The sequence below is a fragment of the Nostoc sp. C110 genome (assembly GCF_043099725.1).
In the GTDB taxonomy this organism is placed as follows: domain Bacteria; phylum Cyanobacteriota; class Cyanobacteriia; order Cyanobacteriales; family Nostocaceae; genus Nostoc; species Nostoc muscorum_A.
Genome location: NZ_CP171142.1, coordinates 293,442 through 314,844 on the forward strand (window position 1 = coordinate 293,442; position 21,403 = coordinate 314,844).

The following is a 21,403-nucleotide window of genomic DNA, read 5'->3' on the forward strand; positions in this document are numbered from 1 at the left end:
AACCTACACTGGCGTTCCAGAAGTATTTCTTGGGTCATACAATCTGAACATCATTTCAAATCACCAGCCAGAGCATTATGTCTAAACTTTTTGCCGTTGTGGTTGCAACCGTTCCAGAGTACTACGACTATAAATTGGCTCACCCAGAGCATGACCAAAATCAACTCGCTTGGTTTAATGAGCAACATCAGAAAGGAACACTACTGTGCTGTGGGCCGTTTTTTCCCCATGATGGAACTGGGCTTTGGGTAATCCAGGCGGATAATCTTGAACAGGCTCAAGCTGTTGTAAACAGTAGCCCTCGTGCGCGAGACGGTATGCTAGCGGACTCTGCTAGAGTTGTGGAGTGGGAAGTTCACATTGGACGCGATCGTTTTGCTCCCGTGTGAATAAGTAGAAGCAACAACTGCTAAATTACTTGGGTATAAGCAGATAAACGCCTAGTAGAAAATTCTGATAATTGAGATTAAATATAAGCTAAGTTACCTTCTTATCTTCTTAGCTACTTCGTTTAACCCTCCTTCTTTTACACAGGTTGCACCGAGGCTTTCAGTGTAAGTACCGTAGTCTTTGTAATGTTGTATCTTGATTAACATTACGTTGTTGTCGCTCCATTTACCTTTAATTTCGCTAATCTTTAATGTTTTAGGATCAAGAAAATGGTTCAAGTTGCCGCCTAGTTTTCCCCACCAGTAAGAAGCCCCGACCATTCGGGTATTAGTAAACTTAACGCCAGACATTTTTACGACTGAATTAGTCTTTCTATTGAAAGAACATGCAGTATTAGTTTTGTTATCCAGTGCGATAATCAAATTGTTATTGCTCTCAAAGAATGACAAATCGTCATTTTTGTTGCTAGCTACAGCAGTTAGAGGTAATAACAACACCAAAATATTAATAGTTAAAAATAGTTTTTTCATTAGCTTTTTTTTAATCTATTAAATACTTTACTATCTCAATTTGCAATAACACATCAGTATATTTATTTACTTATTATTCAGTATAATAGTCTCAAGATTGCTAACTGCTAGCCAAGCAAGCTCCTACTGAGATTAAGGTGAGTTTCTGTCTGCCAAATCATAGTCAAAGACAACCCAGAACTCAGAGGCAAGGGCGGGTGCTGGGCAATTGTCAGCGCAGTAAACGAGTTTAGTTGCACAGTCACAATGTGGGATGGCGAGTACACGATTGGGCTAAAGCACCTGAAGGACTTCAATTATCTACCTGCCGAGTGTTACCAGATGCAGTCCTTGAGCGATCGCATTAGTCGGGTGTATTCGAGGGGGCTGGAGGAGTCGGTGCAGAAGTTTTTGGAGATGCTGGGGAGGCTGAATCGGGCTTATTTGACGACTGTCGAAGAGAAAGTGCTGAGTTTGTTGGAGTTGGAACTGGAAACAAAATAATTTACTAAAAAAGAGTTTAGATTACCTTAATTTTAATTACTATCGTAAATTTACTGAATATTATTAATATCAATCTGGAATCAGGTTTTATGCATCTGTAGTTTTATATAGACACTATTTCAGAAATCAAGTAGGTGACAATATTTACTGACTGGGTTACAGGTGGTGGCAATTTAATCGCCATGCGTCCTGATAAGCCGCTAACTAACTTACTACTATATCAGTGCCATTATTTATCGCTTACTTATATTTTGCAGGAGATTAAATGAACAGACTGACTCGCATAATGATCCTGATAATGCTAACAACACTTATGGTATTAGGGCTGAATCTAAGTTATCAACCACAAATGTACAGAGTACTTGCTGCTGATCTTTGTACCTCTCCAACTAACCCGATAGTTGCTGAAAACTGTTTAGTAGGAAATCCCTCTACTGAGTGGGATATTACTAAGATAGATAATCGCATAGGTGATCCGACTATCCAAGGTTTCGCTACTGATATCAGCATTGATCGGGGAAACACTGTTTCCTTCAAAATTAAAACTGACGCTACTAATTACCGCCTGGATATTTACCGCATGGGCTACTACGGCGGTAGAGGTGCCCGTAAAGTAGCAACTGTCTCGCGTTTGCTATCACAGCCACAGAATCAACCAGACTGCCTCGAAAATGCAACAACTGAACTAATTGATTGTGGTAATTGGGCAGTATCTGCTTCATGGCCTATCCCATCAAATGCCACATCAGGAATTTACTTTGCAAAAGTTGTGCGCTTAGATACTGGAGGAGCCAACCATATCGTCTTTATTGTTCGGGATGATACTAGTACTTCTGATATGCTCTTCCAGACCTCTGATACCACTTGGCAGGCATATAACGACTACGGTGAGAGGAGTCTATATAAAATCTCAAACGATAATAATCGTAGGGCATACAAGGTAAGCTACAATCGTCCATTTAACACCCGCAACGTTGACAGTGGTCAAGATTGGCTCTTCAATGGTGAGTATCCAATGGTTCGCTGGCTGGAATCCAATGGCTATAATGTTAGCTATTTTACTGGAGTAGATAGCGATCGCCGTGGTAACTTGATTCTCAACCATAAGGTCTTCCTCTCGGTTGCTCATGATGAGTACTGGTCTAACAACCAGAGGGCTAACGTTGAAGCAGCTAGGAATGCTGGTACTAATCTAGCCTTCTTTAGCGGTAATGAAATCTTTTGGAAAACTCGATGGGAAAATAGCATTGATACTTCGGCGACACCTTATCGTACCCTGGTTACTTACAAAGAGACAAAAGCTAATGCAGTCATCGATCCGCAAGATCCACCCACATGGACAGGTACTTGGCGCGATCCGCGCTTTAGCCCACCAGCAGATGGTGGTCGTCCTGAAAACGCCTTAACTGGAACAATATTCGAGGTCAACGGGGGGACTAGAGCTATTCAAGTACCTGCGGACGATGGCAAGATGCGATTTTGGCGCAACACCAATATTGCTACCCAATCGGCAGGGCAGACTTCTGCACTGGCCTCTGGAACTTTAGGTTACGAATGGGATGAAGACCTGGACAATGGGTTCCGTCCCCCTGGTTTGATTCGCATGTCAACGACCACGGCCAACGGTGTCGAAGTTCTACAAGACTACGGGTCTAAATATGCTCCAGGCACAGCGACTCACCACTTGACATTGTATAAGCATAGCAATGGGGCGCTAGTGTTCGGTTCTGGAACGATACAGTGGTCTTGGGGTTTAGATGTTAATCATGACAATCCAGACCGAGGTGATTCAGAACCAGATGCGCGGATGCAGCAAGCAACGGTTAACTTATTCGCTGACATGGGTGTGCAGCCAGCCACTTTGCAGTCTGGCTTACTTTCTACTACAGCCTCAACTGATACAAGCACTCCTAGCTCAACAATTACCTCACCAACTGCTGGTGCAACTGTACAAATCGGCAGCCAGATAACAATCAGTGGTACTGCAACTGATATAGGTGGTGTCGTTGGTGGTGTCGAAGTATCTGTAGATAACGGCACGACATGGCATCCATCTGTGGGTCGTGCTAGCTGGAGCTACAGTTGGACACCTGAAACTGCTGGAACAGTAACTATTAATAGCCGTGCGATCGATGATAGCGGTAATATCGAAAATCCTGGAGCAAGCATTAGTGTCAACGTGGAGACACGCACATGTCCTCCATCTCCAGCTTTGTGCAGCATCTGGGATGCTACAGCGACTCCTGCCTTAGCCGCAGATCCTGATAATAATGCTATCGAAGTTGGCGTTAAGTTCCGTTCAGATGTAAGTGGTTCAATTACTGGCATCCGGTTTTACAAGAGTACAATCAATACAGGTACTCACGTCGCTACCTTGTGGAGCAATAGTGGTACACAGTTAGCAAGGGCAACTTTTAGCAACGAAACTGCTTCAGGTTGGCAGCAGGTTAACTTTACTACTCCAGTAGAGATTACCGCCAACACTACATATATAGCGTCCTACCACACTAATGTTGGGCACTACTCTGTAAATGATGACTACTTCACCAATGCTGGTGTGGATAATCCACCTCTGCATGCTCTCAGCAATGGAACAAGTGGGGGCAATGGTGTTTACAAGTACAGTGCGGTTTCTGCCTTCCCAAATTCTAGTTTCAGTTCGAGTAACTATTGGGTTGATATCGTCTTTAGTCCGAATTAGAGCACTGATTCAGTAATCAATAATTAACAAGCCTCAAAATTATTGCAAGATTTTGAGGCTTGTTAGTTCAAAAGTTCATAATCTAGTACAACCCGGCGGAAATAAAACAACCATTAAACAGGCAACACTTTTTCTTTATAGTAGGAATCTGACTTGATAAATGAAATTATTTGCGTAGGTAGGGAGTAGTGAATTAACCTTTTCGAGATGTACGGAGTTTTTTCAGAAATCAAATAGGAGTTTTATATGTCCATTTAAAAAGTTTAGCCATTGTTTTATTAAAATAGTCAATAAAAACAAGGATTCTAGCTTTGAGATCATCTTTACTTTTGAAACTTGCTCTTCTTAGTAACTTACGAACTAAGATACTAAACCAAATTTCAAGAAGATTTCGCTAAGAAGAATGTTTGGGAGTGTAATGAAATACAATTTGATGTGTTGGATCGCTTAAATCTTAAAATCACAGGACACAAACGGAAAGCTAATTGCATAATGAGCAAATGTGTCCCAATGGTTCCCAAATTTTGCCAAGTAGTGAACGACAAACAGCAGAGGAGATGAAGAAATAAATTTTTTCCCCTCTGCTAACCACCATGAAAATTTGTCTTGGCAGACTATTAGGAACAACGATGATTACATTTGTTATTCGTTTATAACCTCTACAAACAAATAACTATTTACTATACCAACCGACCATTCGCGTTCTAACTGTTTAGCTTCGTCGACAATTACCATTGAACCATCTGCCTTCTTTTGCATAATTCGATATCTGTGTTCATTGTGATACTCTCCCGTTAATGTTATGGTAAATGTCGTACCTACTTCTAATTTAGATAGCGCCTGGGCCCTGAGAGTGATATCGACTGCATCACTAGGCGCACTGTAGGCACTTTCTCCTTTAGTATTAATTGCCTGAACTCGAATACAGTAACTCCCTGCATCCAGTGCAGTCCATTGCACGGTATTAGTAATTGTGATCAGCTCGCCCGAAAACGCAGCATTATCCTTGCTGTACTGCCATTTGTATTGATTTGCTTCACTAACTGCTGCACATTCACCATTTAGAATTCCATTTCCTGATGAAAGCGCAGTAGGTACTGTTGGTACATGCGGTTTTTGTACAATAACTGCTGTAAGCCTTGACGATAGTACAATCGTTCTATTTTCTGCAATTAAATCTGGGAGATCTTTTCCTTCTATGACCTCAAGTGAGCTGTAGGCTCCCCAGACATTCATTGAGGTAAAAACGTTTTGCAATAATCGACTGAAGGCATTAGATTCTTCCGGGGCCCCAGCTGCGTTGATTTCTCGCATATAAGAGGGCGCAAGGCAGTAAGGCGTATTGTTATGTCCAGATGCGAAACATTTGGCACCATTAGGACGCTCAAAATAGACCGTCTGACCGACCAGCCATAGGTTAGGATCAGAATTTGGTGGAAAATTGTTTTGAGTCATGCCAGTCCACAACCAGCCGTCATCTGAATTTGCTCGCCAACCTACCCCCCAATTTGGCTCGAATATACCTGGTTGCAAAAGGTCTGTATAGCCGCATTCATTGAGGATTCTAAATTGAGTGCCATCCTTGATCTCAGGCATCCAACTATTGCTAATATGATCAACCTCATACCCAGCACAATTGGGTAAGATATCGCCATCCTTGAAGCCAGTGCCTTCAAATAGTGGATCTCCTAGACTTGAATAAACGGCTTTTACAGGTAGAGCAAAGCTATCAAATCGATTCGCATTGATGCGATAGTCAAATCCTTGAAAAGCATCATCATTTGTATACATCACACCCCATAGCTTTGTCTCAGGATATTGATTGTTTAGGTTCTCAACCGGAGAATTTAGCAAAAGACTATCGCGAGGTCGACAGGTCGGTTCAATTGGATCGTTAATTAATATACTGTTGGGGTCGAACCATTTAACACTATTTTTGTAAACGCAAAAGGTGCGATTGTTATCCTCATAGCGACCGAGCCAATAAGCAGCATTAGACGAAAGTAGCACAAGGTTTAAGCCGTTATTAACAGCATTGAATACCTCGTTATACTGTTTTTTTGTCCAATACTCATCGTGACCAGAAGACAGATGAACTTTAAATTGACGCAGATACACTTCGCCTTTTTCATGTACATCTTGATCAGTGCAATAAGAAACGCGATAGCCCATCCGTTCCAGCCAATAGATCGTACAAAGTTCCCATCGTTGAATGTTATTGATACCAGACCAGCTTCCAGTTGGCCTTTCCTTTGAAATCTTAGGAGTGATCTTCTCGTAAAAGCTAGAGCCACCGTAAATATTGTAGGCGGCATACGTATTGGTGTTGATTTTAACTAGAATATCACCAGCGATCGCATCATTACGAACTACAAAAAATGCATAGTTTTGTGCCCCAGTATTGATGTCGTCAACACAAGTCAACCGTATGTAGTAAACGCCGGTAATGGCATTTGTGGGGACATTGTAACTATAAACTGTATTCCATTGACAGCGTTTTACTAACGGTGTGTTGATGTTACTATCTGGAGCAGTTATTGTTTCTGCGGAGGTTTGATCTGTAAACGGTACAGTTGTGGTAGCAATGATTTTTCCACCTTGACCATTGTAATAGCCGACTCGAATAATCTCGATCCTGACGTTGCCAGGAATTTTAGCAGATCCTTTGATATTAACTGTTTCACCGACGTTGACACTCTCTTTGTCGGTATAAGCCATTACCAGGTCATCATTATATGGACTATTCACCAGGTAATTTGTGATGGTGCTATCAAGTTGAAAATTTTCCTTGAATGTCGGATAATTCTCGACATGCTCACGAACGTTTACTGAAGTAGCGGCTCCAGTCGATTTCAATAAGACATCTATATAATAACTTGTATCTTTATAGATCATGGTTGGAATGACACCATTTGGTTTGGGGTTGGCATCATCGTAAACTCCCATAATTGCTTGAGCAAAATCACCGATTGGTATCGGACTTTGATAAAAAAAGTTTCGCGCTGGATAAGCAGACTGAAAAACCGTCGATATAATGTAATCACCGGGAGCTAGAACAATTTGATCAGCATCTTTGAGATTAATTTGATTCCAACCTTGAACCAGAGTGGGAGTCACGATATCTGCGGTTTTTGCTGTTATTCTTAAGTTCCACAGCCATATAGTTTTTTGTGTTGAAGTGGCAATTTCTTGAGCAGGTACCCACAATCGACAGCCGCAGAACTTAACTGGCTTAAGGACTCTAAATTGTAAACCGATTTGTAGGTAATTGTTGGCGATTGGAGCGTTCGTAAGTACAACCCCACTGTTGATGGGGGTATCGACAGTAGGATCTGCCTCTGATAAGGGGTTTGTCTCTGGACCATCAGGCATTCCAGTACCAGCGATAACAACTACCTCTTTAAAAGTTGGCTCGATATTGAACATAACATCAACCCAATAGTTACTTGCTCGATAAGTATTCATGGGGAAGCCATGTACTCCGTACTTATAAACTCCATTTCTATCGTTTTCATCATCTCTAAGAACTTGCAGAGGAGAATTACTTAAGCCAGAGATAAACGCATCATGCGTCACTGCATAGTGACCCACATCAGTGTGGTAGGACGCGACATAGGTGGTATTGGCAGTAATAGGTACTGGTGTAGGAAAGCTGACCTGCTGCCACCCTGAAGCCGTTTCACTCGTAAAAGTTGCTATTGCTAGTTCTTGTCCTGTGCTACTCCATAATGTTCCTGTATGAGTGCCTATATTCGTACTACCTTTATAAAACCGAATCCCAGTAATGAAGCCATTCATCTCCGACTGGAATTTAACACCTAGTTCAGCCGCCTGATTATCACTTGATGCCTCAAGCGTAGGATTAGTTGTTGAATCATCCCAAATACTGCAAGGAAAGGTAAGTAGCTTATTCATAACTGTCATCTCTTCTTCGTTTATCTAGGTGAGAATGGAGATGGTAACTACACAGAACTTTTTGACGATTTCGGAAAAATTTTAAAGCCCTACTTCCTTTATCTTTTTCTCCAAAACGATTACCCTTCTTCTGTCACTCTCCGGGAGGGCGATCGCTAGAAGCCTCATGAGGCAATCAATACAAGCTATACTATTAGAAAAAAATAGGTCTTGTATTTATTATTAGAAAATAATCGCGCAATCGCTTGCTATACAAAAGCTCTAGATTTTAGAAAAGGCAAATGTTTTCGGAGAGTGACAGAAGAGGGGTATGTTAGGCCAGGGACTCCTACTTCTACTTCCACAATATCTTTACCTTCTGGCATCCCAAACATTAGACTTTTCAATGTATGTTGTCTCTTCTTACCAGAAAAGTATTTTTGTTGTTCTTTTTGGTCAGAGTCCCTATATATTGGCTGTTCTAGGCTATCGACTAATAGCCTAAAATTGGTTAATACTTCCTGAACAAAGAGTAAGTCGCTTTCATTATTTGAGACTTGTTCTAATAAACTAGCAGGTAAAATATCTCGTAAGATTGGTATCCAATAATGAAAAGTATCGTTGGCTTCTGTCTTAGATACCCCAAATAACATTCCTAATACTTGAAATGTTGGCATTTGTCTGAGATAAAATAGGCATAAACATACTTGTTCTTCGGTTAACAATTTTTCTGGACGACCACCACCAGCCGCATTAATTCTTATTTTTCGGCTTTCTTGTTTTGTTTTAATTTCTTGGTGACGCTGTATCGCGCAATTCAATAGTGATTGTAACTGTTCGTAACTAATCCCTAAAATTTGTTTTGTCCGGTGGGGATAGTTTTGTATATAATCAAAAACCATAACTAATACTGGAAAATGGTAAACACCCAATTCAACGTTTTACCATTTTTCTTTTCCTAAGTTAATATTTCGGACAAGTCTATTAGTGTTGCTTTGGCGATCGCATAGAAATATGGAAATTGGCTGTTGCTCCCGCATGAGTATAGGCTAGATAGCAACTTGAGATAAGCTTATGTTGTCATTAAGAATGTCTATCTCTCCAGTCGAAAGTACTTTATCTTTCATTTGTTGAAGCTCATGTAGGGCAGCGTTAGCATCGGCAGCACCAAATTTGAAGTACTCAGTTAAACTACCAATGCGATAATTGTAATTATGATAGCGGTGTTTAAAATATAGTTCGACATTACCCCTGTGTGGCCAAGTTCCAAGTATTTGAATAGCAACAGTTTTATACTGAGGCAGTAAATCTGCTTTTATTTCTGCCAATCGCTGTTGGATAGGTCTAGTAGTAACTCCTATCTTGTACAAAGTGCTAATGTATGTTTGAATCTCTAAAAAATACAGAGAACAAGATAAAATTCGTTGAAATTGAGCGCGATAAAGTGTTAAGTCAGTAAGGCAATATAACTTGTCTGCTGCATTTTTGTATAAGGCGTGTTTGGCTGCTAGCTCTAGTTTCAATAGCTTTTTGAGCAACAGAGGTTCTTGCACTTCGTTGAATAAACTGAATTCTAACGCCCCAACAGGAATTTTCCCTAAACTAGTAAATTCATAAGCTGGAGGGGTTAAATAGACATTTTTCTTGAACATTCCAGCTTTGAGAAGGCTTGGATTGACTAAACCAGGGCTGATAGGATAATTGAATGAGCCGTATTCTTTCCATAGCAATTTTAACTGTGCTAAATCTTTACGCGATAGGTAAATATTAAAATTATCGTAGAGTGGTAAAATCCGGAAATCACGGTTTGCTACAGGCAAGCAGGTTGCTGAAGAATGTGCAAAATGATGTTGCTTGACTTTACCTCTTTTAGCAGTTAGCTCACCGTAACAGTAAGGACATTTAAGCTCGGTTTTACCACTACCAACATCTTCAACACAAACTAATTGTCCATCTGGAGCTATACCAAATTTGAGCCACATTGTTACACTTACTCATTAACAGAAAAACCGATCGGGGCTGATAGTAGAAAGTTCAAGCAAGCTTTAAATAATTTGCATATCTGCAAAATTTGGCTCAAACTAGTGCTAGTGTACTATAGGATTTCTAATTTAGGATTTAATTTGCTTGAAAGTGGTGTGAAAAGTGAGACTGCTTGTGGTGGAGCTACCCTTGGGACAAGAACCTGTCGCTAGAACTAGGAAGATAGTTCACGTTGATATGGATGCCTTCTACGCATCGGTGGAACAGAGGGACAACCCTAGCTACCGAGGTAAAGCGTTAGTAGTCGGTGGCAGTCCGAATCAGCGAGGCGTAGTTGCAGCAGCCAGTTATGAAGCTCGTAAGTTTGGTGTTCATTCTGCAATGCCTTCAATAACTGCGATCGCTAAATGTCCTGGGCTTATCTTTGTCAGACCGAGATTCGATGTCTATCGAGATATTTCCACTTCAATCCACGCCATATTCAAACGCTACAGTGATTTAGTGGAAGGGGTTGCGCTAGATGAGGCATACCTTGATGTTACTAAGAATAGGCAAAACATCCCCTACGCTTCTACTATCGCAAGACACATCAAAACTGCAATTTTCCAGGAAACCCAGTTGACGGCAACCGCAGGTGTATCGATTAACAAGTTTCTTGCAAAGATGGCATCAGGGCAGAACAAGCCCAACGGACTAACCGTGATTTTACCGGAGGATGCGATCGTATTTGTAGAGCAGCTGCCGATTGAGAAGTTTCACGGGATTGGAGAAGTGACGGCGGCTAAAATGCACTCGCTCGGCATTCACACTGGGGCAGATTTGAAAACGCGTTCGTCTCTGACGTTGCCGCAGGCATCGCTCTTGGAGTTAACACACCACTTTGGTAAAGCTGGTCAGTATTACTATAAGATTGCCAGAGCAGAAGATGACCGCCCAGTTGAAGCAAATCGAGTTCGCAAGTCCATTGGTGCAGAAACCTCATTTGCGAGAGATTTAAGTGACCATAGTGAAATGTTACAAGAACTCGAACAGATTGCCCAAATTGTCGAGCAACGGTTGGAGCAGCATGAAACGCGAGGACGCACGTTAACCCTGAAAGTTAAGTTCTCTGACTATCAGCAGTTAACCCGCAGTAAGACAATGCTTGCTCCCATCAGTGAACTATCTACGATTTTCGAGATAGCCAAAGCGCTGTTTGAGTCGATTGATTTGGAAAATCGCAGTATTAGGTTGTTGGGAATTTCGTTGTCTAACCTGGATAACGCCAAACAAACCCAAGTGATTCAATTGCCACTATTTCAGAATGCAGGCATTATATTTTAGCGTAGGCTAGCAAGAACCGCAGGCATAGTGCTGTTTAAATACTGACTCACCCACGACAAAAATCATCAACTCTCAACTCGCGCCACACATCAGATGGTTGCCACCCGGAGTTACCAACAGAGCGGAGAGGGCGATAGTGTTCAGAAATGTATTCGGATTCGGAAACGTAGTCTTCAATGTACACAGGTGGATTTAGTTCAATCACTGGTTCAGGAATATTTTGACTCTCAAGCATCTCAATGGGTTCAATCGGTGGTGGGGTTACTTCTGCTTTCTTGCGAACTGGGTTAGGGTTTTTTTTAATGAGTCGTTTCATATCTACAGGAATCATTCGGCTCTCCACAAAGAACGGATATCCCAGAATACAAGAAGTTATCAGCGAATCAGAGACATTTTGCCATAAAGTTATATGGGCGTGGATTGCTTTTTAGGGACGGGAGCGGAGTGCGATGCCCAATAGCCTGCTGTAGACATTGATTTAACAATAGTTATGATGTTGTCTACTCGCATATTGTGACTTGAAGAAGATTTTGGACAGGTTGTCCAAGTTTACCTGACAAAAACGTCCAAAAAATAACATAAAGGAAAGCTAAATGGCTCAAAATATCTCTCTGTATACAATATAAAGGTTTTGCTCCCTAGCGATACTTAGCGATGCCTTCTCTACGAGACGCTACGCGAACGGCGGCAAGCTACGCAACGTTAGTAAGTTATCTCAGTTAAAGGGAAAGTTGATTAGCAGTAGTATTTATATGGATTTGCGTCTATGTTCTTCTCCCATTTTTGTTACTATGTCCATTTTCTTTATCCAAAAGAAGCGATCGCTTGATTAATGCCTTAACGAAGTTTTAGGTATTTCAGCTTACGACTTGTCCAACTTTTCCTTCCCAAAGCTGTCCAAAATCTTCTTAAAGTCACACATATTGAAACATATTTGCCGACTAATGGTCGGCAAATATGTTTCCGCAAGCTCCAGGTTTGTTCAATTTATTTTTGCTCAACCTTCTTAACTGTCTTAACTGTCCTTGAAATTTTAGGAATTATCTGACATACTAATATGCAGCAAGTAAGTTGATATATAATTCAAGCGACTTCTGCTAAAACAATAGTTAATTTAAAACTTCAGGGCAGTGATTAGATGTGCTGCAATAGTATTCCAGGATTTTGTCTGGGATTAATTTTTTGTAGCGAATACTGTTATGCTCCTGTTGTCTTTTACGTTAACAAAAACCTCTACTCATTCATTTTCAAGGTCTACTAATTTAGGAGAATAAATTATGGTAGCTACATCTGTACAAAGTCAAACAGAGTTGAATTGTGGCGACTTAGCTATTAAATTTGTTGATAAATTTGAACTTGTTTGGTGGGATAAAGGAAGTGGTGGAGCGTATGATGGAGCATATTATAAGCCGATTGTTCCAAATAGTTATTACACACTTGGGCATTATGGACAAGGTAATTACAATTCCCCGACTGGAGTTGTTGTTGTTGTAAAAGAATTAAAAAGTGGAGCATTAGCTCGTCCTACAGATTATGAATTAATCTGGAAAGATAAAGGATCTGGTGCAGATATGGATGGGGCTTTTTGGAGACCCATTCCACCTAGTGGTTACGTAGCGCTAGGATTAGTTGCCACTGGAAACTATAACAAACCTAGTGTTGATGAAGTAATGTGTATTCGTCAAGACCTAGTAGTAGGAGGGCAGCCTGGTGGTCAAGTTTGGATAGATAAAGGAACTGGTGCAGATGCAGATTTTGGTTCATGGGAAATTAACTCTCCTCCAATTTCTGGTTATGAGGAATACGCTTATATAACAGCAGGTACTTTCTTTGGCGTGGCTTCCCACACTCGTCCGAATAGCAATCCGTTACTTTATTGCCTCAAACTTAAATTGCCTTTTGAAAATTATCAAGTAAATCTTAAACAACCAACTTTAGAAAGTACGCAAGAACCAGCTCCAAGAACTGAACCACAGCTAGCTAACTCTGTATGGATTCCTTTCTTTTCGGTTAAAGACGATCTACGTGATTTAGCATGGAAAGTAAGTAATTCTCCATTCTATCGTCTTGATAGAGAGCAATTTTACACCCGTCAGTGGCATTACTTCAATAATTCTGAAGTGATTGATAGTAAGCAGATTTCCATAAGAGTTGGTATATCTCAAACAGACACTCAAACATTTAGTACGCAGACAGGTATATCAATCACTACAGAAGCTAGTGCTGGTATCGAGGGTATAGCTTCAACAAAGATTTCAGCGACCTTCAGTGTACAACTGGGGTTTGAATCAAGTTCTTCTTTTACTCAAATGAGAGAAGAAACAGTCACAGATACTTATAATATTCCCGCTCATAAAGCTGTAGCTTTATGGACGAAAACCAATAGATTCACTTTAAAACGAGCTGATGGCTCAGTGGTAGGGAATTCCTGGGAAATCCAAACTAATAGTACTGTAAAAGACCAATTTCCAGATTAGGAAGGACAAGATTAGTTATACAATTGCAGCTTCCAACTGGACTTTGTGCAGACATGAATAATTGAGTTGCAAAACTGGGAGGCACAGAATAACCGATAATTGACCCCGCCGTAGCAGTCTCGTTGGGGAATTCGTACCAAACTGGAAACCCTTGCAAGATTGCTACACCTTGAATTGACAAAGACTTGACCGTACCATCCGGCAACCAGATATCAGCGAACTTACTACGGTTACAGCCTTTGTGATCTGTGTTGACCACGCTGTAATCGACCGAGTATCCCTCTTGTTCCAAAGCTGACAGAATGATACTGAAACTCTGACTATTCTGATAGCGTGGGACATTTTCGAGCGTAAACACCCGTGGCTGCAACTGTCGGATAGCTTCTGCTACTGCGATGGCGCGAGCGCCCGCCGGAGGCGATCGCAGCCGTCAAATCGTCAGCCGTTTCAATCCCAATACCTGCTTTAGCTGTGTGGGCAAGGCTTGCGTTGGCACACACCGGGGAGGCGTGGAGATAGTCGGGGTGGCGCGGAAAACCTATAAATCCTAACCGTGCTATTTCTTGGACTGTTAGCTGGACGATTTTGCAGCCATATTCATGAAAGTTACGGTGATGGGTTTTGGCGATCGCTTTACTCAAATCTGGTTTGGTGGGGTCGAACTCTACTGCAATAACTGGGCGAATTCCCGCTTGCACCATCCCCGCTTCAATCCCACCGCCACCCGCGAAAAGTACTACAGCGATTGGGGCATCATCTGGAAGAACTGGTTTTAATTTTGTGTTATCAAAATTTTTGCAGACATCTAATTTTGGCGATGTCTTTTTGGTTTTCGCTTTTTTGATAAAAGCGATAATATCTTCCCTAGTTGCCCCCTGCTGTTGCATTAGACGAATCATTGGCACAGCACCAGTGGGAATTGAGCCGATACTTCGCCCTTTCCATACCCCGTTATGCTTCTCCTTCCAATTAAAACCCCAACGCCAGTGAAAAGGGTTATTTGGGTCACGCTCACATACAACTCGTGGGTAAAAAGCATTTGAGCCGTCGTGTAGCTTTTTGCTTTATAAGTACGGATAAAGGCATCCAACAGAATCATGCAGTAAAGGTTTGAGTCCATTCTCTAAGAATTTTTTGGGTATCGCAGTTGACATAACTTTTACTGATTATGTTTAGCCAGGTGGTGCATGGAGACTGTTGTGGAGTATGGCTATACCTGGGTTGTGAGCGATCGCTGTTGGAGTCATACAGCAGCCACCTCCATGACCAAATCATCGGGTACTTCAAAAATTCCCAACCGCCCAATGTAAGGAATCGGTGTAATCTCCCGTGGATTCTCCAGCTTCCAGTGGTATTGCTCAGGCATTCCCCAGCCAAAACAATTCGCAATTCGCTTTTTCGCCCATTCGCAATTAATTTCATTGCTTGATTTTCTCTTTAACTTTTCGAGTAGATGCAACTAAGATTTTTCCGATTTCTCTAGTTTCTTGAAGTAAGGATTCAAACTTATTTTTATCAACCAATTCTGCCTCGATTAATATTTCTAACCAATATTCAGTTTCTCTTTCTTCTTTAAGCGCAATTTCTAATTTGCTTAGAAAGTCTTTATCAGATTGGGCAGATTGAGCTTCTTTAACATTTGCACCTATAGAAGTGCCACTTCGGAGTAACTGTTTAGATAATGTTCGACAGACTCCGGGTTTTTCATCTAAAAAAGTACAAGCTTTAACTATCCTTATTGCCAAAGCTTTCGTTCTATCAGCAATACTAACTTTTTGGTTCATTTCTTTTACTCCTAGTTAATAATTGCGAATTGCGAATTGTTTATTGCCCAAGGCTGACGAACAGATAGCGCTTTCATCAGTTTTAATAATTGGATTTAGCTAAATTCTTAAACTGTCCAAATCGTTCATCAAACAAGAGATTAACAGTCGTCTCACAGCTAAAGCGGCTCTTAAGAACTGAAACTTCAAAAATACCTTTTTGGGTAGTCTGCTTGTCGTAGTAATCTTCCCGGTACAAACCCAACATCACAGCAGCCTCCTGTTCAAATCCTCCAGATTCCCGAAAATCTGCTTTAGTTGGACGCTTTTCGGAACGTGAATCAACTTCTCTTTTTAACTGCGCTAAACCCAAGACAGCGCAATTGAATTGTTTAGCGATCGCCCTGAGTTGTTTCAAGATGGAGTCGATTTCTTGTACACGATTTTCCCCACGTTCACGGCGCATTGGTTCAATCAACTGCACATAGTCCACAATCACCAAACTGACTGAACCGCAACGAGCTTGTATATCTTGCAAATCACCCTTGATTTGTGATGTGGTGATTACGGGGTTGTCATTCAACCAAAATGGTAGTGCCATCGCATCAGCACAAGCTTGAGCCAAAGGATTCCAGTGAGATTCCCGGAGTGCATTGCGTTAAAAAGCAGGAACATGAGGGGCTGCTAGCCTAGATCCGGGTCTTTTTGACCATTTGTGAGGCAGACATCTCTAAAGTGAAATAAGCGGTTTCAAATGTAGAAGTAAATACTGCTCACTATGTCAACTACCTGTATATATAACTATAAATATAAATTTATTATCAAGCAACTAGTATACTATTGACTGTATTAATGATGGCTATTAACTGTACTAAGTTTCCTTGCATTCTCTTAAAAATTGTGAAATATTAGAACCATGAAGTGCGTTACCCTGAAACTTCAAGCGGCTTCCAGCAAAGCATTTGTCACGTTGGACATTTAAAGCCAGCCACTATATGTGCTGCTGCAATAGTATTCTGCCCAAGTCTAATGTCTTGAGGCAAACGCTATTGTGCGCCCGTTGTTTTTTACGTTGATAAAGCCTGCACTTATATCCCTATACATGAAAAATCTTTGTGATGATTATCACATAATTTTTTATGCAAAATAAAGCTTGCTCATTTGTCATTTTTGTCTCACGATAGGAGGAAGATATGTTTCTACCAAGACGACTATTCTTAGGTGCTTTGACATTATCTTTAATTAGTTTGACTAGTTATCCATACAAAAGTTTAGCCAATTCTCAACTATCTACAAAGCCTGTACAAGAATTTTACACTGCAAGCCTAGTAAATACTCTTCTAGATCCTCTTCTAAACCCTTATAAATGCCCTACCAAATTAAGAGTTATTAACGCTGCGGTTGCTACTGCATCACCAGTTGATGTCATTGTCAACGGGAAAAAAGTTTTGGAGAATGTAGATTTTCGTCAAGCTAGTAAATATGTAAATGTAACACCAGGAAATATTCAGGTACTTTTTGTGCAATCTGGTACTTCCAGTACAATTGCTTCTAGAACCTTTACAGGAGCGCCTAATAGTGGTTATACAGTAGCAATAACAGGAACACTACAAGGCCCCCCAGGTCAACCATTATTTAATCAATCACCCTTTGTGATTCCAGAGGATTTAACACAGCCTAATCCAGGTAAATTTAAAGGACGTTGGTATCGCTTTTCGGAAACTAGCGCTGTTATAGATTTCCGTATTAGCAAATCCTCTAGCCCAAATGTGGATGAAACTCGGATCACAGACCTGACACCCAAAACTGCTATTCCTTACCCAGAACTTACGGCTGGTGAATATAACTTCAATCCAGTTCTACCTGACCAATTTGACCCATTGATCAATAATGCCTTCAACCCACCAATCACAGTAGAAATTGCGAATCAACAAGTCCCCCAAGGAGTCATTTTTGATGTAATTGCTACAGGTAATGGCTTAGGTCAAGCACCTAACTCACTGCTACTTACAACTGCCTCAACACAAACAGCACCTCCTGATGCCAATGGGTGTTATCAGATTGTGCAGTAAGCAAGATCAACTTGGTGAGGCATTTTTAGCCATAGGAATCTTATTTAATTTTTGAAAAAATCGTATAACTATTGAAGCGGAAGCGGCTGATTCAATCAGACCTGCTTCAGTAGTTATTAATGTGACTGCCAACCAACTAACCACAGGACAATTGAATAATAGTAAGGAGGATTGGATAGTCGTTTGGCTTCACGATTAATTTGTGGAGTATGAAGCCTGCCCAATTTTTTGCGGCAAATTCGAGACATAGAGAGATTAATTCTGTGATTACTACCCCCATGCTTTGACAAAATTCTTTTGCCTCAAAGTACTCTTTTTTGGTACAGGTTTTTGCAGCGTGAATCAGAATGTCGCCGCGATAATGAATAGCCCAGCCACGGTTTTCAATATCCTTTAGAGCATAAATAATTGTCGAACAGATAGCGCTTTCATAACAGTGCCTTCTGAAAATTCAGTAGTTGTTGGGCTAGAGTAATCGCCTTCAGTGGGCGAGTACACCATCGCTGTTTGCAGGACTTAGATATCGTTGGTATTGTTGTAAAAGTTGTTGGTAAATTTTAATCATTCTCAGTTGGCTGTCTTGCGTAGAAAACGATTGTAAAATTCCTGTTATAATCCGTCAGCAGCAATTTATTTCAACGCAACTATTTATTAGTTGGGGTATTATGATAGTGATAAAACTTTTGCGGATCAAGTGAAGCAGATGTCCCGTGAACAAGCTCGCATTGTTCTTGCTAATGCTCTATAAGCAGATGATGATAAGGGAAGCGACTTACCAAGAATTACTCAAACATCAGTGGGAAGTTGGTTCAGGTTCAATCTTGGGTTAAGACAAACTTGCTTCCGTTACTTTAAGCGACTCAGAAGAGAACGAACAGACAATTGTTTTTTTCAATGGCTTGGCAATAAGAGATTATTTGCTTCCGCATAGGAAACTGCACAATAACCGACTCACATTTTCGGTTTTGATGGAACAATGAACTACTTTGACCTACACAGCTTCTAGCCAATCGCACACCACAGACCTACACTCGTCTGCAAACTTAACCCAAACCTGCCACTGCCCCAAATACCCATTCCAGTAAGGCTCCCCATCAGCAATTCCAACAGCCGAGCCGATTGTGGAGACTAGCTGTTGGTAGAACTGACCAGCGCTGTCTAAACCTTGCTGCAATTTGAGTTTCAGCCCTTTCCAGGTTTGTCCTTGGGGACTGGACACTACTTCTTCTAATATTTGGGAGGTTGTGTCAGTGACTGGTGTAGTTAACACTATATTATTCGTGACTGACACCGACTCACTAAGAAACAGTTCATCCCGATTTAACCACTGCCCAAAAATTGAATCACGCTGATCATCAGGCGCAACAAACCGATAAACGCACTCCCGATTTTCACGCTTACCCAACCGACCAACGTAATTCAGCTTCAAATCAATCTTCGCAAGTAGTTTCTGTGCGATCGCAATCGGTGTGTGTTTTTCAGAGATACTGACATTCAAGTAATTCTTGATAACGTGCCTATGCGTTACAGCCAGTGCCTTAAACTCCACCATCTTCTCGTCACTACCACGCAACTGAACGTCTGGTGTAAGAAACTGCAACAGATTCAGATTTTCCAGTAACAGTACAGCAGGTAATAGCTGCCCCTTGTTAAAATCCGGTTTCCAAATCGAATTTTCCCCAGCCTCTAACTGCGCCTTAGCCCGTTTAGCATCACGAGTTGTCAGAAATTCCCGTCCCAGTGTCAAATAATAGTGCATCCGCAACTGAGGATACCAGCCGTCGTCATCTTTCTCGACCAAATCAGGGGTTACGTCAATTTCGTAGCGACGAGATAATTCAGCTTTGCGCTGCTGGTGTCGTTCGGTTTTCGTTTTCGCCCTTGTATCTTGCAGCTTCTTGAGTTCGGCATCAGAGATAGTCGGAGAATCCGCGATCGCTTTACACTCCGCAGCATACAATTGAACAGATGTGGCTTTAACCGACTCGATTACTGCCCCACTCTCATCATCATCAGCATCGTCGGCATCAATAATGGTGTAACCATCTTCGACCAAACCTGCAAGCACAGACTCTCGATAGCGCCGCATCTCTACGTTGATGACAAAACCACGCTTGTCCCAAGTCTGCAATGACTCCGGTTGAAAATTCTAGTCAATAAAGCTGTAATCGTCATTGTCTGCCGCCGACAATAGCGCAATGTTCGCTTGTGTAGCGACGTGTTGACTTCTGAGCAATCCTCCTATCGTTGTAGACAAACCCAGTTGTGAGAGATACTGCCCCAAAATCCACACAGGGTACTCAACTTTAAATAAAAATATCGATTACAAACTCTGTACCTTTGCCTGGTGCAGAAGAGCAGGTTAAATGACCTCTATGTTGTTCCACTACAATCGAGTAGCTAATCGATAATCCCAAACCCGTACCACTGCCCACAGGCTTGGTGGTAAAAAAAGGATTAAATATTCTCTTAAGTGTTGATTCATTCATGCCTAGACCATTGTCAGCAATGCGAATCAGCACTCTATCAGGAGGAGAAATTTCAGTGCGAATGCGAATTGTCGGGAGGGAAAATGTTTCACTTGTGATTCCCCACTTGCTAGTCCCCATTTCCAAAGCATCAATTGCATTACTCAAGATATTCATAAATACCTGATTGAGGGCACCGACATAGCAGTTAACCAAAGGCAGTTGACCATATTCTTTAATCACGGCGATCGTTGGGCGATTAGCATTAGCTTGGAGTCGGTGTTGTAAAATTAACAGAGTGCTTTCAATGCCGGAGTGAATGTCTACTGGCTTAATTCCCGCTTCATCTAAGCGGGAGAAGTTACGCAGTGATTCAACAATATGTTTAATACGCTCAGTTCCAGCTCGCATTGAGTCGAATAGTTTAGGTAAATCCTCCATTAAAAATGGTAAATCAATAGACTCTGCTATAGTTTGGATCGCCTCCACTGGAGTAGGATAATTTTCTTGATAAGTTTTGATGAGTTTTAACAGAGACTGCACATAAGTTTCTGTATGAAACAGGTTGCCATAAATGAAGTTTGTCGGATTGTTAATTTCATGAGCAACGCCTGCAACCATTTCTCCCAAAGACGACATTTTTTCTGCTTGAATTAGTTGAGCTTGAGTTTGTTGAAGATGGTCTAGGGCTAGGGTTAGTTCAGAATTTTGGTTCTCTATTTTGAGGATATTACCGTAGGAACGAAGGGAAGAAATCACGACTGTAATCAGCTTTTGTCGTGTCAGTTCTGTTTTGAGCCGATAGTCGTTAATATCATAGTTCAGAATCACTGAGGCTTCCGGCGCTTCTCCAGGCTGACCTGTGCGTAAAATAATTCGTACTTGGTGGTTGTGCAATTCTGCACGAATATACTGAACCACTTGCAATCCAGCATTATCTGTTTCCATAACGACATCCAGCAAAATTAACGCCGTATCAGGATGTGTCTGGATTAAGTACTTTGCTTCTGTAGCAGAGTGGGCATGGAGAAACGTTAGAGGTTTACTTTCAAAAGTGCAATCTTCGAGTGCCAGAATTGTGGCTCGATGGACTAATACATCGTCATCCACAATCAAGATTTTCCAAAGTGCTACAGGTGTTGGTGGAGAGTTTGGAACCGCTTGGGAACCCCTATCAACTTCATTGATTGGTTGTCCGCCATTGTCATCTGCAAAAATAAACGTATCATCATTGTCTGCAAAGACAAAAAAAGCATCAGTTTCTGAGTTGGAAACCCTTTGATTTTCGCTGGACATACTCGCTCATCCCTAATTCTGGC

Annotated in this window: 18 protein-coding genes and 2 pseudogenes; 8 read left to right on the forward strand and 12 right to left on the reverse strand. The window is 41.3% G+C overall.

All coding sequences use genetic code 11. The features are described 5' to 3' along the window. Nucleotides 1-77: 77 nt before the first annotated feature. Nucleotides 78-389: a YciI family protein gene (locus ACFFRD_RS04275; RefSeq protein ID WP_392476535.1), complete on the forward strand. Its 312-nt coding sequence runs from the start codon at nucleotides 78-80 to the stop codon at nucleotides 387-389. Nucleotides 390-482: 93 nt separating this feature from the next. Here ACFFRD_RS04275 and ACFFRD_RS04280 read toward each other — a convergent pair whose 3' ends face one another. After that, nucleotides 483-920 carry a hypothetical protein gene (locus tag ACFFRD_RS04280; protein WP_392476536.1) on the reverse strand — a complete coding sequence of 146 codons (438 nt, stop codon included), beginning with the start codon at nucleotides 918-920 and terminating at the stop codon, nucleotides 483-485. A 246-nt stretch (nucleotides 921-1,166) separates the two neighbouring features. On the opposite strand from ACFFRD_RS04280, the gene ACFFRD_RS04285 reads away from it, so the two are divergent. The 3 genes from ACFFRD_RS04285 to ACFFRD_RS04295 all read left to right on the forward strand — a co-directional run bounded on the left by ACFFRD_RS04285 (nucleotide 1,167) and on the right by ACFFRD_RS04295 (nucleotide 4,104). Then, a complete protein-coding gene (locus ACFFRD_RS04285; RefSeq protein ID WP_392476538.1) occupies nucleotides 1,167-1,403 on the forward strand; it encodes a hypothetical protein in 237 nt (78 codons plus the stop codon). 134 nt (nucleotides 1,404-1,537) lie between these two features. Then, nucleotides 1,538-1,672 (forward strand): hypothetical protein, encoded by a 135-nt coding sequence (locus tag ACFFRD_RS04290; protein ID WP_392476540.1) that lies wholly within the window; start codon nucleotides 1,538-1,540, stop codon nucleotides 1,670-1,672. 29 nt (nucleotides 1,673-1,701) lie between these two features. Then, nucleotides 1,702-4,104: a N,N-dimethylformamidase beta subunit family domain-containing protein gene (locus tag ACFFRD_RS04295; protein ID WP_392476542.1), complete on the forward strand. Its 2,403-nt coding sequence runs from the start codon at nucleotides 1,702-1,704 to the stop codon at nucleotides 4,102-4,104. Between the two features lie 642 nt (nucleotides 4,105-4,746). Here the strand turns inward: ACFFRD_RS04295 and ACFFRD_RS04300 are convergent. The 3 genes from ACFFRD_RS04300 to ACFFRD_RS04310 all read right to left on the reverse strand — a co-directional run bounded on the left by ACFFRD_RS04300 (nucleotide 4,747) and on the right by ACFFRD_RS04310 (nucleotide 9,980). After that, the gene (locus ACFFRD_RS04300; protein WP_392476544.1) at nucleotides 4,747-8,019 is read right to left on the reverse strand and encodes a N,N-dimethylformamidase beta subunit family domain-containing protein; all 3,273 of its coding nucleotides are present in this window, start codon (nucleotides 8,017-8,019) and stop codon (nucleotides 4,747-4,749) included. A gap of 248 nt (nucleotides 8,020-8,267) precedes the next feature. Further along, complete coding sequence (locus ACFFRD_RS04305) at nucleotides 8,268-8,900, reverse strand: transposase family protein (RefSeq protein ID WP_392476546.1); 633 nt, start codon at nucleotides 8,898-8,900, stop codon at nucleotides 8,268-8,270. A 147-nt stretch (nucleotides 8,901-9,047) separates the two neighbouring features. After that, complete coding sequence (locus tag ACFFRD_RS04310; protein WP_392476547.1) at nucleotides 9,048-9,980, reverse strand: GIY-YIG nuclease family protein; 933 nt, start codon at nucleotides 9,978-9,980, stop codon at nucleotides 9,048-9,050. 169 nt (nucleotides 9,981-10,149) lie between these two features. On the opposite strand from ACFFRD_RS04310, the gene dinB reads away from it, so the two are divergent. Continuing rightward, nucleotides 10,150-11,304, forward strand: a complete 1,155-nt coding sequence (gene dinB / locus ACFFRD_RS04315; RefSeq protein ID WP_392476771.1) for a DNA polymerase IV — start codon at nucleotides 10,150-10,152, stop codon at nucleotides 11,302-11,304. A 46-nt stretch (nucleotides 11,305-11,350) separates the two neighbouring features. On the opposite strand, the gene ACFFRD_RS04320 is transcribed toward dinB, so the two are convergent. Next, nucleotides 11,351-11,635, reverse strand: a complete 285-nt coding sequence (locus ACFFRD_RS04320) for a hypothetical protein (RefSeq protein WP_392476549.1) — start codon at nucleotides 11,633-11,635, stop codon at nucleotides 11,351-11,353. A 946-nt stretch (nucleotides 11,636-12,581) separates the two neighbouring features. Between ACFFRD_RS04320 and ACFFRD_RS04325 the strand changes: the two genes are divergently transcribed. Then, nucleotides 12,582-13,781 (forward strand): Vps62-related protein, encoded by a 1,200-nt coding sequence (locus ACFFRD_RS04325; protein WP_392476551.1) that lies wholly within the window; start codon nucleotides 12,582-12,584, stop codon nucleotides 13,779-13,781. On the opposite strand, the gene ACFFRD_RS04330 is transcribed toward ACFFRD_RS04325, so the two are convergent. The 5 genes and pseudogenes from ACFFRD_RS04330 to ACFFRD_RS04350 all read right to left on the reverse strand — a co-directional run. Next, nucleotides 13,747-14,139, reverse strand: coding sequence for a DNA cytosine methyltransferase (locus ACFFRD_RS04330; protein ID WP_392476553.1), 393 nt, complete (start codon nucleotides 14,137-14,139; stop codon nucleotides 13,747-13,749). The genes ACFFRD_RS04325 and ACFFRD_RS04330 overlap by 35 nt on opposite strands. Then, complete coding sequence (locus tag ACFFRD_RS04335; RefSeq protein WP_392476555.1) at nucleotides 14,102-14,680, reverse strand: hypothetical protein; 579 nt, start codon at nucleotides 14,678-14,680, stop codon at nucleotides 14,102-14,104. The genes ACFFRD_RS04330 and ACFFRD_RS04335 overlap by 38 nt, the downstream gene beginning before the upstream one ends. A gap of 344 nt (nucleotides 14,681-15,024) precedes the next feature. After that, nucleotides 15,025-15,147 carry a hypothetical protein gene (locus ACFFRD_RS04340; RefSeq protein WP_392476557.1) on the reverse strand — a complete coding sequence of 41 codons (123 nt, stop codon included), beginning with the start codon at nucleotides 15,145-15,147 and terminating at the stop codon, nucleotides 15,025-15,027. A 52-nt stretch (nucleotides 15,148-15,199) separates the two neighbouring features. Further along, entirely contained in the window at nucleotides 15,200-15,565 is a 366-nt protein-coding gene (locus ACFFRD_RS04345) for a four helix bundle protein (RefSeq protein ID WP_392476468.1), read from the reverse strand. 82 nt (nucleotides 15,566-15,647) lie between these two features. After that, a pseudogene (locus ACFFRD_RS04350) lies at nucleotides 15,648-16,184 on the reverse strand (DnaB-like helicase C-terminal domain-containing protein); the annotation flags it as partial. Nucleotides 16,185-16,737: 553 nt separating this feature from the next. Here ACFFRD_RS04350 and ACFFRD_RS04355 point away from each other — a divergent pair. Together ACFFRD_RS04355 and ACFFRD_RS04360 are read left to right on the forward strand one after the other, a co-directional pair. Further along, nucleotides 16,738-17,616 (forward strand): DUF4397 domain-containing protein, encoded by an 879-nt coding sequence (locus tag ACFFRD_RS04355; protein WP_392476559.1) that lies wholly within the window; start codon nucleotides 16,738-16,740, stop codon nucleotides 17,614-17,616. A 655-nt stretch (nucleotides 17,617-18,271) separates the two neighbouring features. Then, nucleotides 18,272-18,446, forward strand: a pseudogene (locus tag ACFFRD_RS04360) (NblA/ycf18 family protein). Between the two features lie 161 nt (nucleotides 18,447-18,607). On the opposite strand, the gene ACFFRD_RS04365 reads toward ACFFRD_RS04360, so the two are convergent. Both ACFFRD_RS04365 and ACFFRD_RS04370 read right to left on the reverse strand, forming a co-directional pair. Further along, nucleotides 18,608-19,747 carry a hypothetical protein gene (locus ACFFRD_RS04365; protein ID WP_392476561.1) on the reverse strand — a complete coding sequence of 380 codons (1,140 nt, stop codon included), beginning with the start codon at nucleotides 19,745-19,747 and terminating at the stop codon, nucleotides 18,608-18,610. Between the two features lie 175 nt (nucleotides 19,748-19,922). Then, complete coding sequence (locus ACFFRD_RS04370) at nucleotides 19,923-21,380, reverse strand: ATP-binding protein (RefSeq protein ID WP_392476563.1); 1,458 nt, start codon at nucleotides 21,378-21,380, stop codon at nucleotides 19,923-19,925. Nucleotides 21,381-21,403 lie beyond the last annotated feature (23 nt).